The sequence below is a fragment of the Streptomyces sp. genome, from assembly GCF_031181705.1.
Taxonomy (GTDB): domain Bacteria; phylum Actinomycetota; class Actinomycetes; order Streptomycetales; family Streptomycetaceae; genus Streptomyces.
The window spans coordinates 1-14,430 of sequence record NZ_JAPSKN010000038.1; the positions used below are offsets into that span (position 1 = coordinate 1).

Below are 14,430 nucleotides of genomic sequence, written 5' to 3' on the forward strand. Positions count from 1 at the left end.
TGAAGCAACCTGCCCGTCGACCTTTGAGCCCGCGCCCCATACCTCCGCTCCGCGGCGACGAGCCGATCGTCGGCGTCCCGGACGCGACCGTGGTCGACTTCTGGCGGTTCGCCATGCCGGACCTCCGTATGAACAACACACGTGGTCTGTTCGCCGAGTTCCTCGTCCACCAGGCGGTCGGCTCCCGGAAGCCCCGGGTGGAGTGGGCAAGCCACGATGTCGAGACCGACGACGGACTGCGCATCGAGGTCAAGGCCGGTGCCTACCTGCAAGCCTGGGAGCAGCGCACGCCCTCTCAGATCCGCTTTGGTGGACTCCGCGCTTGCACATGGTCGTCCGAGGGCGGTTACTCGGAGGCGAAGTCTTACAACGCCGACGTCTACGTGTTCGCCGTCCAGACCGCCCGTGAACACGCTGTCTACAACCCACTCGACACGGCCCAGTGGGAGTTCTACGTGCTCCCCCGCCCAGCAGTCGCTGCCCTGGACGCGGACAGCGTCAGCCTGAGCACCGTTCGCGCGGCGGCCGGTCTACCAGTGTCCTTTGCCGCCCTCAACGACTGCATCCGATCGGCCGATCCTCGCCCCCGAACGAACGGCGGTTGATTTCTCTCAACGGATCAGCCTCCTCCGGCTACCGCACGGCCGGGACGCCGTCGCGGCCGGCCTGCCCGTCACGTTCGACGGCGTGGACCAACAGGCTGCGCATGCCTGCTTCCGGCCACCCTCCAGCGGGCGTGGACGCTCGCGTCGCGACCTCGGCCCGTTTTCGTGTTGCCGGGATCGAGTGGAGGGGATGCAGAGTTCGCCCCTCCACTCGATCCCCGTCTGTCCCCTTCCCCGCGTGAGCGGCCGGATCCGCGTCGACGCGGCTGCTGGTCAGCGGGCGGCACGCCTGCGTCGGGAATGTGACCCTCCTCTCGGCAGCCGGGTTCCGAGGCGTTCGCCGGCGTGCCGGGTCCTGGGCGCGACGGCCGCGGCAGATCCTCGTCAGGGCAGGTCACAGCGCTGCGGGACCTGGTGCGGGGCAGGAAGGACACTTCCCCGGAGCGCGATATCTACCGTCGCGGCTACAGGTATTGGGACGGGGCGTGGTGATTATTCCTCGCAGCGCGAATCGGGGGCAATTCGATGATCGCGCAGGGCCGATCGTGCCGTGCTAGTGTCTTTCTCAGTTGCAGGTGTGGTTGCCAGAAGGTTCATTTCCTACGGGGTAATCATCACGGCGACACGGAATTCGCACAGGGCGTTTTCCTGACACCGCCTCCGAAGGAGAAATAACATGGCTACTGGCACCGTTAAGTGGTTCAACGCGGAAAAGGGCTTCGGCTTCATCGAGCAGGACGGCGGCGGCGCCGACGTCTTCGCCCACTACTCGAACATCGCCACCCAGGGCTTCCGCGAGCTGCTGGAAGGCCAGAAGGTGTCCTTCGACATCGCGCAGGGCCAGAAGGGCCCGACGGCCGAGAACATCGTCCCCGCCTGATAGCGCGGTTGACGCATACTTCGCAGCTGGGGCCCGCACCTGATGGGGTGCGGGCCCCGGCTCGCTGCTTTTCGGGGCAAACATGCCTTCGGGTCTTCGACGGTGACGCATCCTCGTCGGCCCGGCTCGCCCCCTCATCACATCCGGCTCGTCTCGAGATTCTCTGCGCCGCTCCTCTGCTGCGGGAATTCCTTGCCACGTGCCCCACAAGGAAGGTCTCATCCCGCATGAAGCGCGCCCGTACGTCTCAGAACTCCCACACATCCCGCACGTCCCGTGGTTACGACCGATTCGGAGGCGGCGGCGATGGCGGCCGCTCCGGCGGTCCGCGCCGTTCCCAGGGTTCCCAGGGTTATGGGAATCGCCAGGGCGGGCGGAGCCTGCAGGGCGAGTTCGCGCTGCCGAAGACGATCACGCCCGCACTGCCCGCCGTCGAGTCGTTCGGCGAACTGGGCATGCCCGACGGGCTGCTGGCCACGCTCGGGCACGAAGGCGTGACGGTTCCGTTCCCGATCCAGGCGGCGACCCTGCCGAACTCCCTGGCCGGCCGCGACGTGCTCGGCCGTGGCCGCACCGGCTCGGGCAAGACCCTCGCGTTCGGCCTCGCCCTGCTGGCCCGTACCGCGGGACGGCGTGCCGAGCCGCGGCAGCCGCTCGCCCTCGTCCTGGTCCCCACCCGCGAGCTGGCACAGCAGGTCACCGACGCGCTGACGCCGTACGCCCGCTCCGTGCGCCTGCGGCTGGCCACCGTCGTCGGCGGGATGTCCATCGGCAGGCAGGCCGGTGCGCTGCGCGCCGGCGCCGAGGTGGTCGTCGCGACGCCCGGGCGGCTCAAGGACCTCATCGACCGGGGCGACTGCCGGCTGGGCGATGTCGCCATCACCGTTCTCGACGAGGCCGACCAGATGGCCGACATGGGGTTCATGCCGCAGGTGACCGCCCTGCTGGACCAGGTGCGTAACGACGGCCAGCGGATGCTCTTCTCGGCCACCCTGGACCGCAACGTCGACCTGCTGGTCCGCCGTTACCTGTCGGACCCGGTGGTCCACTCGGTCGACCCGTCGGCGGGCGCGGTCACCACGATGGAGCACCACGTCCTGCACGTGCACGGCGCGGACAAGCACCGCACCACCACCGAGATCGCGGCGCGGGACGGCCGAGTGATCATGTTCCTGGACACCAAGCACGCGGTGGACCGGCTGACCGAGCACCTGCTGAGCAGCGGGGTCCGGGCCGCGGGCCTGCACGGCGGCAAGTCCCAGCCGCAGCGCACGCGGACCCTGGCCCAGTTCAAGAGCGGGCACGTGACCGTACTGGTGGCGACCAACGTCGCGGCGCGCGGGATCCACGTGGACAATCTCGACCTGGTCGTCAACGTGGATCCGCCCACCGACCACAAGGACTACCTGCACCGCGGCGGCCGTACGGCCCGCGCCGGCGAGTCCGGCAGCGTCGTCACGCTGGTGACCCCTGACCAGCGGCGCGGCATGACCCGGCTGATGGCCTCGGCGGGCATCACTCCCCAGGTCGCCCAGGTGCGGTCGGGTGAGGCGGAGCTGAACCGCATCACCGGCGCCCAGGCGCCTTCCGGTGTCCCGGTCGTCATCACCACGCCGCGTGCGGAGCGGCCCGGCGGGGCGTCTTCGCCGTCCCGGAGCCGTCGGGGCGGCCGGGCGCGTCCGGGCCACGCCGGCCAGGGCGGGGTCGCCGGTGAAGCGGCGGCGCGTCGCAGGTCGCAGCGGCGGCCCGGCTTCGGCTCGGCCGCTTGAGGACCGCTGCGACCGCGATCCGATCCCTTCCCCAGCCGGAGGCACATGTGACACCGACTCAGACCACGCACCATGCGGTGGGTACCCGCGTGACGGCCGTGCGGGACGAGCCGGGCGCCTTTGGGCCCCGCGTCCGTGACGACATGACCGTCGAAGTGGCGCTGTCCCTGATGGCCGGGGCCCGTGTCGACCACCTCGTCCTCTGCGACGGGGACGACCAGAGCACGGGCCTGGTCACCCTGGCCCGGCTCGCCGTGCTCAGCGGCAGCCCCGCCTATACGGACCGGATCCGCCTGCGGGACGTCCTCGGCGGGCCCCTCGCCTAGACCGGTCAGGCCGTCCCCTTCTCCTCTGTGAGGCATCATGCGTTGTGTCATCGCCCGGTATCCGTTCGACCTGACCAAGAGCGGTGTGCTGGACTCGATGAAGGGTGTCGCCCCCGAGCTCGTCACGGGCGAGTCCGTGACCATCGGCCGCCGCCGCTACCCGGTCAAGCAGGTGGGCCAGGCCATCACCCGGCAGGACCGTCGGGACTTCACCAGCGGCGAAGTCGTCCGGGCCCTGACCCGTCTGGGCTTCACCTGTCACGAGCAGCCCGGGAGCACGCCGGCGCCCGTCCTCACTCCGCTCCAGGCGGCTTCGGCACTGCTTTCGGGTGCCGCCGCCTCCGCGGAGGCCCCCACACAGGGGTGAGACCCGGCGGGAAACCGCCACCACAGACCCGATGAGGGCCCTGCCGACGCGCGTCGGCAGGGCCCTCGTCGTCGTGTCGCCGCCCTCGTACGCCCTCTCCGGTCGCCCGCTCTCGCGCGACGCGGGCCTCGGCGATCCACGATCCACGGTCTGGCGCAGAAGAAAATCTGCTCTTGCCGCTGTAGACATTGCTTCCCGGTCCGGCTAACCTTTGTCTCGTTGACACGGTCAAGTGAGACCCGGCAGACACGAACTGGCGGGTAGTTCCCCCGTAGGTCGAAGGAAGGGAGCAAGACGCCATCAGGATCGCCCGGCCGGGTCCAGCCCTCGGTCCGGGTACCGCAAGACCCCGGAATGGACGGTGGTTCCCGGTCAGGCAGTCGCGATCCCCGCACCCCTCCCTCAGCCGGGCCGGGTAGCGGAAACAGAAGGTCGGCGCAGCATGAGGGCCGACAGATGGTGTTTCATTTCCTTCGGGGCCCTGGTGCCGTACGGCACCAGGGCCCCTCGACGCGTTGCGACAACGAGGTGACATGGCAGCAGATACTCCGCTCAGCGATCGTCTGGACGACGACGACTACCCCGCGTACACGATGGGTCGCGCCGCCGAGATGCTCGGCACCACGCCGGCCTTCCTCAGGGCCATCGGGGAAGCTCGTCTGATCACTCCGCTGCGCTCGGAAGGCGGGCACCGCCGGTACTCCCGCTACCAGCTGCGGATCGCCGCGCGCGCCCGCGAGCTGGTGGACCGGGGCACCCCGATCGAGGCCGCCTGCCGCATCATCATCCTCGAGGACCAGCTGGAGGAGGCCCAGCGGATCAACGCGGAGTACCGCCGCGCCGCGCACCAGGCGTCCGAGGGGTCGGATCCCGGTCAGGGCTGATCAGCCGGGCGAGCGGGATCCGGGGGCGTCGCCCCTCGGGGACCACCCGCACGCGCGGCTCATGCCTCCTCCGCGCCGGGTGTCCCGAATCACACCTCCGCGGCAAAGCCCTGTCCGGTCGACCAGGGCGCTGTTTCACGGCAACTCCCCTATCTGAAGGGGCTGTTGAGCCCTCGCACACCAGAGCGCAGTTCTGACTTCCCTTCAGGGGCGCGGCAACGATCCTGGCGCCCGCGCCGTCGGTGTGTGCCGCCTCACGCATCGAAGTGCCGCCCAAGTTGCCCAGCTCACTGCGCAAATGTCCCTTTGGCGTCCATGCTCGGTTCGTACGACGCCGGGCCCGGAAGTGGAGTACGGGGACGCCGACTTGGTACGCGCCAGGGTGAAGTGACCCACGCCACAGCCTTCATGAGGCTGTCCTCCGGTTCCCTCCGGTTCTCTTCAGTTCCTCCGCAGCTCACCCCTGCTCTGCTCCAGCTCCCTCTCAGCTCCCTTCAGAAAGGTGCCGACCATGGCCGCTTACCTGTGTCCCCCTGCCGTGATCCACGGCGAGCACATCGTGAAGACCAGCCAGATCGTGGAGGAGGTTCGGGCCCGGCACCCGCACGCGGCCTGGGCGCCCCGGATCGACGGCATCGCGGCCGGCACGGGCATCGAGTCCCGCGGCTGGATGCTCCCGCTGGAGACCGCCGTCGCGCCCGGGGACGGCAGCGGCCTGTGGCCGGCCGGCACCGGCCCCGCCCGGCAGGCCCTGGCCCGTGACGGGTTCGGCGAGCAGGACGTGGACCGCGTCATCGCCGCGCTGGAGGCGATACCCGCCCCGCAGACCGTCCAGGAGCGCACCGCTCCGGCCTGGGCCGCGGTGCAGTCCTACGGGGAGCGCGCGGCGCGCGGGGCCCTGCAGATCGCCGGGCTGGACGCCGCGGACGTGGACTGCCTGATCACGAGCAACTCCACCACGCCGGCCCTGCCGGGGCTGGACATCGCCCTGGCCAACAGGCTTCCGCTGCGCAGCGACGTCCTGCTGCTGCCGGCCACGCAGTGGGCCTGCATCGCCGGGACCCGTTCCCTCGCGCTGGCGGCGGACCTCGTGGCCGCCGACCCGGACCGGGTGGTCCTGGTCGTGATCGCGGAGGCGTTGAGCACGACCTACCAGCCCGCGGACGACACCCTGGAGTCCCTGATCGTCCGGTTGCTGTTCGCGGACACCGCCGTCGCCGCGGTCGTCACGGGCCGCCCGCGGCCCGAGTCCGTGCTGCGGCTGGACGCCGCCTGGAGCCACACCCTGCCCGGCACGCAGGACCTGCACCGGCTGGAGACGCGGGCGGACGGCACGCACTTCGTGATGGACCGGCGCGGGCCGCGTGCCGTGCAGGAGACGGTCACCGCGATGTGGGAGTGGCTGCGCGCCCGCTACGAGGACGACCCCGGCTCCTGGCACCCCGACGTCCTGCTCGCGCACCCGGGCGGTACGCGGGTGCTGGAGTACATGGAGCAGACGATGCCCGACGGGTGGCCGTCGGGGCTGCTGGACCACAGCCGGGACAGCTACACCAGCGGAAACCGCGGGGGCGCCGCCGTCTTCGACATCATGCGCAGGGCCCACGACGCCGGTCAGGAACCGGGCAGCCGTGCCGTGCTCTACGCGGCGGCCCCGGGCCTTACGGCCACCGCGCTGGAAGGCGAGTGGCTGTAACCGCCGGTGCGGCGGTGCCCGTCGTCACCTCGCGACCGCCGCCCAGACCACCTTCCCGGTGTCCGTCCACCGCACGCCCCAGCGGGTGGTGAGCCGGTGGACGACGTGCAGGCCGCGGCCCGCGTCGTCGAACGGTTCGTTGCGGCCCAGTCGCGGTCTGCCGTTGCCGGTGTCGCCCACCTCGCACAGCAGCCCGTGCCCGGTCCTGATCAGCCGTACCGTGATGGGGCCGCCGGCGAAGCGGACCGCGTTGGCGACCAGCTCGTCGACCACGAGCACCACCCGGTCCCGGGTGTCGGGCCGGGTGCGCCACCGCGCCAGCAGCGTGGAGACCAGGGCGCGGGCCCGGGCGGCCGCGTCGTCGCGGGCGGGCAGCCGCCAGGTCGCGGTGTCCCCCTTGCGGTAGCCGAGCATGCGGGCGAGCAGCAGGGTCACGTCGTCGCGCCGGCGCGCGGGCGCCAGGGTGGAGACGACGTGCCGGGCGGCCTGGGGCAGGTCGTCCCAGGGGTCCACCGCGGACACGGCGTCCGCCAGCCTGGCGATGCCCTCGTCGATCGACAGGGCGGGGTCCTCCACCAGGCCGTCGGTGTAGAGGGCGAGCAGGGAGCCCGGGGGCGCGGCGAAGGCGTGCACGTCGAACGGCTCCCGCAGCGCGAACTCGGCACCGAGGCCGGGGTGGGGCCGGATCGGCAGCGGGGCGGCGGGCCCGCCCGGGGGCGCCAGGATCGGAGGGAGGTGGCCGGCGCTGGACAGCGCCACGTGCCGGCTGACCGGGTCGTACACGGCCACACAGCAGGTCGAGCCGAGGGCGCTGTAACCGGCCGCCAGGCCGGAGTCCGCGTCGTCCAGCAGGGACACGGTCTCGTCCAGGTGCTCCAGCACCTCGTCGGGTGCCAGCCCGGCGGACAGGAGGGCACGGGCCTCCATGCTCAGCTGCCCCATGGTCGCCGCGGCCCCCAGACCGTGTCCGACGACGTCGCCGACGACGAGGGCGGTACGGCCGTCCGGCAGCGGGAAGCTGTTCACCCAGTCGCCGCCGACGCCCGCGCTGTCGGGGGTGGCGGGCTGGTAGACGCTGGCGGTCTCGATGGTGTCGCCGCCGGTGCGGGGCAGCAGGCGGCGTTGCAGGGCCAGTACCTGCGTGTGTTCGCGCTGGTGCTGGCGGGCCAGGTCGACGTGGTGGGAGGTCCTGGCCACCAGTTCCTGCAGGTCGAGCAACTCTCCGTCGTGGAAGGGCCGGCCCGCCCGTCGCCAGACCTCGGCCACGCCCAGGACGGCGGGCGGTGTGCTGTCCAGGACCAGCGGGACGAACGCCACGGCGGCGGCCTGGTCGCCGGGGACCAGGGCGCGTACCAGCCGCGGGCCGCCGAGGACCCGCTCGATGGCGTCCCGGTCGGGTATGACGATCGCCTGGGCCGCGTCGTCCCGCCGTATCGCGTGGGACAGCAGGCGGCTGGCGTCGCCGGGGAGGTCGTCGCCCGGGGTGACGTAGCCGTCGGGCCACGCCCGGTCCGGGACCAGGGCCGCCCTTCGCAGCCGGATGCGTCCCTGCGGCTGCCTGGCGACCGCCTCGCCGGTCCACACGGCGAAGTCGAGGTCGACGGCGGCGACGTCTCCCCAGGCCAGCAGCGACTCCGCGAGGGACTGCGCGGTCTCGCCGATGTCCAGCGAGGTGCCGATCGCGGTCTCGGCGGCGTACAGGTGCAGCCTTTTGGCCATGGCGATCAGGGAGACGGTCAGGCCCTCCTGGGGCGCCGCGGCGGCCAGGATGCTCATGGAGACCACCAGCTCCGACCCGTCGGCGCGCCGCAGGCGCTGGACCCGGGCGACGTGCGGTTCACCGGTCTCCAGGACCTGCCGCAGGCGACGGGTGACCGTCGGCACGTCCCCCGGGGGCAGCAGATCGACGAACGGGCTGCCGGTCGCGGCCTCCACCCCGGCGAAGACGGGGGCGCCCAGGTTGCAGTGGGTGATCCTCAGGTCGCGGTCCAGGTTGACCGCCCCGAGGATCTGTTCCTGACGGGCCGGGGCGGGGTCGGCGGACACGAGGGAGCGGGCGGGCGGGTCGCCGCCCTGCGGGGCGGCAGAACCGGCGGACGTTGCCGCTCCGCCGCGCGGGATGTACTTCCCCAGGGCGCTGCTGATCATGTCGAACGGCGACGAGGACGAGGATCCCGACATTCCTGACCGCACACCTCATTCAATAACAGGTAAGGGCACTTCGCCCACATCAGCGGGTGCCCCACGGGCCCGCGACAACCGCTCACACGTGATCCGGAAGCAACTCGAAACATTCGAGTAGCGGAAGGGATCACTCCGGGCGAATCTTCACGGCTCCGACGCCGACAGGGACAGAAGACCTGCTCAAGGAACCACCTGAGCAGCACAGACAGGATGGAATGGCGAGATGACCGCCGACGAATATTTCGAAACTTCCACCGAAACTGTTGACAGTTGTCAGGGTCCGGCCAACACTCCGGATGACCGATGAGGCGAAGGAGGAAGCGCCCCCCATGAACACGCTCTCGAATCGCTTACGGCTGCTCATCAGCGGTGTCTGCGGCCTGCTGATGGTGACCTTCGCAGCCAGTACCGCCCACGCGGACACGGTGGTCACGACCAACCAGACCGGCACCAACAACGGCTACTACTACTCGTTCTGGACCGACGCCCCGGGCACGGTCTCCATGACCCTGTCCAACGGAGGCAGCTACAGCACCTCCTGGCGGAACACCGGGAACTTCGTCGCGGGCAAGGGCTGGAGCACCGGCGCCCGCCGCACGGTGACGTACTCGGGCAGCTTCAACCCGTCCGGCAACGCCTACCTGACGCTCTACGGCTGGACGGCCAACCCGCTCGTCGAGTACTACATCGTCGACAACTGGGGCACGTACCGGCCCACGGGCCAGTACAAGGGCACCGTCACCAGCGACGGCGGCACGTACGACATCTACAAGACCACGCGGTACAACGCCCCGTCCGTCGAGGGCACGCGCACCTTCGACCAGTACTGGAGCGTGCGGCAGTCGAAGCGGACGGGCGGCACCATCACCGCCGGCAACCACTTCGACGCCTGGGCCCGCGCCGGCATGCCCCTCGGCAACTTCAAGTACTACATGATCATGGCGACCGAGGGTTACCAGAGCAGCGGCAGCTCCAACATCACCGTCCGATGACCCGGCGGACGGACTCGCGCCCCGCACCGCGCGCCCTGCTCAGGAGGGTGACCGTCCTCGCGGCGGCCATGGCTGCCACGGCCGCCGCCCTCACCGCCACCGCGACCGCCGCTCCCCCGCGGCCGGCCGCCTGCAACGGCTACGTCGGACTCACCTTCGACGACGGCCCGTCCGGGAACACGACGAGGCTCCTCGACGCGCTCCGCCAGAACGGGCTGCGGGCCACGATGTTCAACCAGGGGCAGTACGCCGCCGCCAACCCGTCCCTGGTCCGGGCGCAGGTGGCGGCCGGGATGTGGGTGGGCAACCACAGCTACACCCACCCGCACCTGACCCAGCTGAACCAGGCGCAGATCGACTCCGAGATCTCCCGGACCCAGCAGGCGATCGCCAACGCGGGAGGCGGCACACCGAAGCTGTTCCGCCCGCCGTACGGCGAGACCAACGCGACCGTGAAGTCGGTCGCGGCCCGCCACGGCCTGACCGAGATCATCTGGCACGTCGACTCGCAGGACTGGAACGGCGCGAGCACCGACGCGATCGTCCAGTCCGCGGCCCGCCTCGCGAACGGGCAGGTCATCCTGATGCACGACTGGTCCGCCAACACCCTGGCCGCGATCCCCCGCATCGCCCGGGATCTGGCGTCCAGAAACCTGTGCGCGGGCATGATCTCCCCGCAGACGGGCCGTGCCGTGGCACCCGGCTGATCGGGCACCGACCACGAAGAAGCACCACCCCCAGGCGCGACGGCCCCCGGGCCGTCGCGCCCTCCTCGTCAGGCCGCCGGCGCTCACCCGTCCGGGTCGATCGCCCCGGCCCTTTGCCGCCTCCCGGCGATAATCGGGACATGTCCGCCCCGCCCGCAGCGTCCCAGCCGATCAGCCGGCTCCTCGGCGATCTGGTCTCGGTGGGTGAGGCCTACGCGCTCGTCCTGGCCGGCGGGTCCGCGGTGCTGGCGCACGGGCTGGTGGGCCGGGAAGGACGGGACGTGGACCTCGCCACCGAGCACCCCGCCGGGATGGACGCCATCGCCGACGCGGTCCGCACCGGGCTGGTCGCGCGCGGCTGGCTCGTGCAGACGCTGGAGACCGAGCCGCTGTCCGCCCAGTTCCTCGTCACGGACGCGGCGACCGGCGAGGAGTGCCAGGTCGGTCTCCGCAAGGAGGTGCTGTGGCGGCCGCCCGTGCCGACGGAGCTCGGGCCGGCCCTCTCCCTGGACGACCTCGCCGGCACCCGGGTGCGGGACCTGGCCGACCGGGGACTGGCCCGCGACCTGGTCGACGTGCACGCCGTCTCGGCCCGCTGGAGCCACCCCGAACTGGAGGAACTGGGCCGCCGCCACGCCCCGGACACCTTCGATCTGACCGATCTCCAGGCCCGGTTGACCGGCACGGACTGGCTCGACGACAGGGCGTTCACCGCCCAGGGCCTGGACGCCGGGGACGTGGCCGGGCTCCGCCGCTGGGCGCAGGAGTGGGCCGACGACATCGCGGAGCGGCTCATCGAGGGCGAGGCCCCGGAGGAGACGGACGGCTGAACGGCCGTCCGCTGCCCGCCGGCGGTGACGTCCGCCGCCGCTGCCGCCCCTCGGCCGCCATCAGCGCCAGGGTCACTCCCGCCGACACCACCGCCAGCACCGTCATCGCCCGGGCGGGGGAGGTTAGTTGGGCGACCGATCCGGCCAGGGCCGCCGCCACGCCCTGCATGGTGAGCATTCCCGCCGAGTGCAGGCCGAGGGCGTGTCCCGTCAGCTCGTCCGGGGTCAGGGCGACCAGCCGCTCCTGCTGTACCAGGCTCGCGCCGAAGCCGGCCGAGGCCACGGCGACGGCGACCGCGGCGAGCGGCAGCGGCGGGTGCAGGAGGAACGGCACGTAGGGCAGGGCCAGGAGCAGCAGCAGGGGGAAGCCGAGGCGGGGGCGCAGCCGGGGTGGGACCAGGCGGCCGACCAGTACGTCCCCGGCCAGCATGCCGAGCGCGGCGCAGGCGAACAGGGTGCCGGCGGAGCCGGGCGCGTAGGAGACGTAGAGGGATTCGCAGCCGACTATCAGCCCGTTCGGGATCCAGAGGGCCAGATAGACCTGGCGGCGCGGCGCGGACGACCACAGCAGGGCGTTGGCGCGCCAGGTCGCCGTCACCGAGGGGCGGCCCGTGGTGCGGGGCGGGCGGCGGGTCAGGCCCAGCCGGACCACCACGGCCGCGAGGACGTACAGGGCGGCCGCCGCCAGGAGCGACAGCCGGGGGGAGAGCAGGGCCAGAAGGGCGCCGCCGGTCGCGTAGCCGGCGATCTGCATGAGGCCGCTCATCATGTTGAAGACCGAGCGGCCCAGCAGGTAGCCGTCCTTGCCGAGGATCTCGTTCAGCAGGCCCCAGCGCACTCCCCCGCCCACCGACTCCACCAGCCCCTTGGCCAGGACGAGCGCGAAGAGCGACCAGACCGGCAGGCCGGGCAGGGCCAGGGCGGCGGTGGCCGCCGCGAAGAGCAGGGGCAGGGCCGTCAGGGCGGCGCGCGGGGGCAGCCGGTCGGCCGCCGAGAGCAGGAACGTGGCGCCGAGCACCTGCACGAGGGAGGAGCCGAACATGCTCACCGCGGACAGCAGCGGCGACCCGGTCTGCCGGTAGACCAGTGTGCCCAGGGCCAGTCCGCCCATGGTCTGGGCGACCGTCTGCGCCGAAGCGGCCAGGAAGAAGGGGGTGAACTCGGGTGTGCGGAACAGATCGCGGTAGCTGCGCATGCGCGGAGTCTCGGTCCGGGCCCAGGACCGGGCTTAATGTTTCGCGCACACGCGAAAGGAGGGTCTGAGGTGGGCTGGTGGCAGATCAACGCCGACACCCTCGCGGGGAGCCGGTTCGTGATCTCGCCGTTCGCGGAGGCCTTCGGGAGTCTGCGGCTGCTGCAGACGGCCGAGGCCGCGCATCCCGGCGAGCGCCGGTGGCTCGACGCGCATGTGCCGGACTACCGGCGGCGGCTGGCGCGGGACCCGGTGACCGCGCTGCTCGTCCGGGCCGGGATCGGGGCGCAGTGGACGGCCGACTTCCTCTCCCCCACCCCGCGCGACGGGGAGACCTTCGAGCAGGCGGTCGCGCGGGTGCGGGCGGCCTGCCCGGAGCGGGCCCGCGCCGACCTCACCGTCTCCCTGCGCGGCCCGGTCCCCGCCCCGCTGGAGCGGGACGACCTGCCGGAGCGCGCCGCCGACCTGCTGACGTACGTGTGGGCCACGGCCGTGCGGCCGTACTGGGCCCGGCGACGGCTCGTCCTGGAAGCCGATGTGGTGGCGCGGACGGCGCAGGTCAGCCGGGGCGGCTGGGCGAGCGCGCTGGACACGCTGCGGCCGGGGACACGGTGGCTCGGCGAGAACCGGCTGCAGGTCAACGCGCACGAGTATCCGCCGCGGGAGATCTCCGGCGCGGAGCTGGTGTTCGTGCCGATCACCACGCAGCGGATCGGCTGGGTGTCGTGGGAGGGGACGGACCGGTACGCGCTGGTCTATCCGTGCGCCGGCGCCCTCGCCGACCCGGGCGGCAGGCCCGTGCCCGCGAGCCTGGCCGCGCTGCTCGGTCCGGCCCGCGCCGGGGTGCTGGTGCGGCTCGGTTCCCCGCTGAGCACCAGCCAGCTGGTGGCCGTGACCGGCCAGGGGCTCGGCTCGGTCGGGCGGCATCTGCGGGTGCTGCTGGACGCCGGGCTGGTGCAGCGGCGCCGGGCGGGCAGGTCGGTGCTGTACTCGCGGACGGCGGCGGGGCAGGTCCTGGTGGAGGCCCAGGACCGGCCCGGGACCCACCGGAGCTAGCATCCGCCCATGACGACTACTGACAACACCGGTTCCTCCCCCCTCGACGTCGAGATCGGCTCCCTGCAGGGCGGCCCCGCCGACCTGTCCCAGTACGCGGGCACGGCGGTGCTCGTGGTGAACGTCGCCTCCAAGTGCGGCCTGACCCCGCAGTACGCCGGCCTGGAGAAGCTCCAGGAGCGCTACGCCGGGCGCGGCTTCACCGTCCTCGGGGTGCCCTGCAACCAGTTCCTGGGCCAGGAGCCGGGCAGCGCCGAGGAGATCGCCGAGTTCTGCTCGGCGACGTACGGCGTGACCTTCCCGATGACGGAGAAGGTCGAGGTCAACGGGGAGAACCGGCACCCGCTCTACGACCGTCTGACCGGGTTCGCGGACGCCGAGGGGCACAGCGGGGACATCCGCTGGAACTTCGAGAAGTTCCTGATCGGCCGCGACGGCCGGGTCGTCGCCCGCTTCTCGCCGCAGACCGAGCCGGAGTCGGCCGAGGTCGTGGCGGCGATAGAGGCCCAGCTGGCCTGAGGCCCGCCGCGTCCGGGATGGACCCGGTGGCTGACGTCGCGTTGTCGGCTGCCCCCGGGGACCCACGGGCACAAGCGGAGCCCTCTCGGCTAGGACGGCGATACTGGTCGAGAGGGCTCTGTCGGTGGTGCTTGTGCTGTTGTCGAGCTCGCGGTCAGGCCTTGACCGAGGCCACGAAGGCGTTCCACGCGTCGGCGGGAAACGCCAGCTTGGGACCCTCGGGGACCTTGGTGTCCCCGAGCTCCAGGGCCTCTTCGACGGTCGACCTGACCATCACACAGGCGCCGTTGTTGTTGGTGTAGGAGGACGTCGTCCACGTTTCCGTGGCGCCCAGACGAATTGCCATGTTCGCTCCGTAGCCAGTTGCGTTTACGCCAACCCGTGCTGGTGGTTGGCGTGATCGACGCTACTCGCCCACATCCT

Annotated in this window: 15 protein-coding genes; 12 read left to right on the forward strand and 3 right to left on the reverse strand. The window is 71.9% G+C overall.

The features are described from left to right. The 7 genes from RIN80_RS10655 to RIN80_RS10685 all read left to right on the forward strand — a co-directional run. Positions 1-605 (forward strand): hypothetical protein (locus RIN80_RS10655; protein WP_309095299.1); only part of this gene is annotated, 605 nt, incomplete at its 5' end. Positions 606-1,281: 676 nt separating this feature from the next. Then, positions 1,282-1,485, forward strand: a complete 204-nt coding sequence (locus RIN80_RS10660; protein ID WP_028799214.1) for a cold-shock protein — start codon at positions 1,282-1,284, stop codon at positions 1,483-1,485. Positions 1,486-1,712: 227 nt separating this feature from the next. Then, complete coding sequence (locus RIN80_RS10665; RefSeq protein WP_309095300.1) at positions 1,713-3,254, forward strand: DEAD/DEAH box helicase; 1,542 nt, start codon at positions 1,713-1,715, stop codon at positions 3,252-3,254. A 77-nt stretch (positions 3,255-3,331) separates the two neighbouring features. After that, complete coding sequence (locus RIN80_RS10670; RefSeq protein WP_309095301.1) at positions 3,332-3,580, forward strand: CBS domain-containing protein; 249 nt, start codon at positions 3,332-3,334, stop codon at positions 3,578-3,580. A 37-nt stretch (positions 3,581-3,617) separates the two neighbouring features. Continuing rightward, positions 3,618-3,947, forward strand: coding sequence for an SCO5918 family protein (locus tag RIN80_RS10675; RefSeq protein WP_309095302.1), 330 nt, complete (start codon positions 3,618-3,620; stop codon positions 3,945-3,947). A 533-nt stretch (positions 3,948-4,480) separates the two neighbouring features. Next, entirely contained in the window at positions 4,481-4,831 is a 351-nt protein-coding gene (locus RIN80_RS10680) for a MerR family transcriptional regulator (protein WP_309095303.1), read from the forward strand. Between the two features lie 511 nt (positions 4,832-5,342). Beyond that, positions 5,343-6,527 carry a type III polyketide synthase gene (locus tag RIN80_RS10685; protein WP_309095304.1) on the forward strand — a complete coding sequence of 395 codons (1,185 nt, stop codon included), beginning with the start codon at positions 5,343-5,345 and terminating at the stop codon, positions 6,525-6,527. Positions 6,528-6,551: 24 nt separating this feature from the next. Here RIN80_RS10685 and RIN80_RS10690 read toward each other — a convergent pair whose 3' ends face one another. Beyond that, positions 6,552-8,708 (reverse strand): SpoIIE family protein phosphatase, encoded by a 2,157-nt coding sequence (locus RIN80_RS10690; RefSeq protein ID WP_309095305.1) that lies wholly within the window; start codon positions 8,706-8,708, stop codon positions 6,552-6,554. Positions 8,709-9,040: 332 nt separating this feature from the next. On the opposite strand from RIN80_RS10690, the gene RIN80_RS10695 reads away from it, so the two are divergent. From RIN80_RS10695 to RIN80_RS10705, 3 genes are all read left to right on the forward strand, one after another. Beyond that, positions 9,041-9,703: a glycoside hydrolase family 11 protein gene (locus RIN80_RS10695; protein WP_375141660.1), complete on the forward strand. Its 663-nt coding sequence runs from the start codon at positions 9,041-9,043 to the stop codon at positions 9,701-9,703. Continuing rightward, a complete protein-coding gene (locus RIN80_RS10700) occupies positions 9,700-10,410 on the forward strand; it encodes a polysaccharide deacetylase family protein (protein WP_309095306.1) in 711 nt (236 codons plus the stop codon). The genes RIN80_RS10695 and RIN80_RS10700 overlap by 4 nt, the downstream gene beginning before the upstream one ends. A 140-nt stretch (positions 10,411-10,550) precedes the next feature. Further along, on the forward strand, positions 10,551-11,240 hold the full coding sequence (locus RIN80_RS10705; protein ID WP_309095307.1) for a nucleotidyl transferase AbiEii/AbiGii toxin family protein: 690 nt from the start codon (positions 10,551-10,553) through the stop codon (positions 11,238-11,240). Here the strand turns inward: RIN80_RS10705 and RIN80_RS10710 are convergent. Next, a complete protein-coding gene (locus RIN80_RS10710; RefSeq protein WP_309095308.1) occupies positions 11,203-12,435 on the reverse strand; it encodes an MFS transporter in 1,233 nt (410 codons plus the stop codon). The genes RIN80_RS10705 and RIN80_RS10710 overlap by 38 nt on opposite strands. A 69-nt stretch (positions 12,436-12,504) precedes the next feature. Between RIN80_RS10710 and RIN80_RS10715 the strand changes: the two genes are divergently transcribed. Together RIN80_RS10715 and RIN80_RS10720 are read left to right on the forward strand one after the other, a co-directional pair. Beyond that, positions 12,505-13,488: a winged helix-turn-helix domain-containing protein gene (locus tag RIN80_RS10715; protein ID WP_309095309.1), complete on the forward strand. Its 984-nt coding sequence runs from the start codon at positions 12,505-12,507 to the stop codon at positions 13,486-13,488. A gap of 9 nt (positions 13,489-13,497) precedes the next feature. Next, on the forward strand, positions 13,498-14,007 hold the full coding sequence (locus RIN80_RS10720; protein ID WP_309095310.1) for a glutathione peroxidase: 510 nt from the start codon (positions 13,498-13,500) through the stop codon (positions 14,005-14,007). 154 nt (positions 14,008-14,161) lie between these two features. Here the strand turns inward: RIN80_RS10720 and RIN80_RS10725 are convergent, their stop codons facing one another. Continuing rightward, positions 14,162-14,353: a DUF397 domain-containing protein gene (locus tag RIN80_RS10725; protein WP_114253634.1), complete on the reverse strand. Its 192-nt coding sequence runs from the start codon at positions 14,351-14,353 to the stop codon at positions 14,162-14,164. Positions 14,354-14,430: the final 77 nt, after the last annotated feature.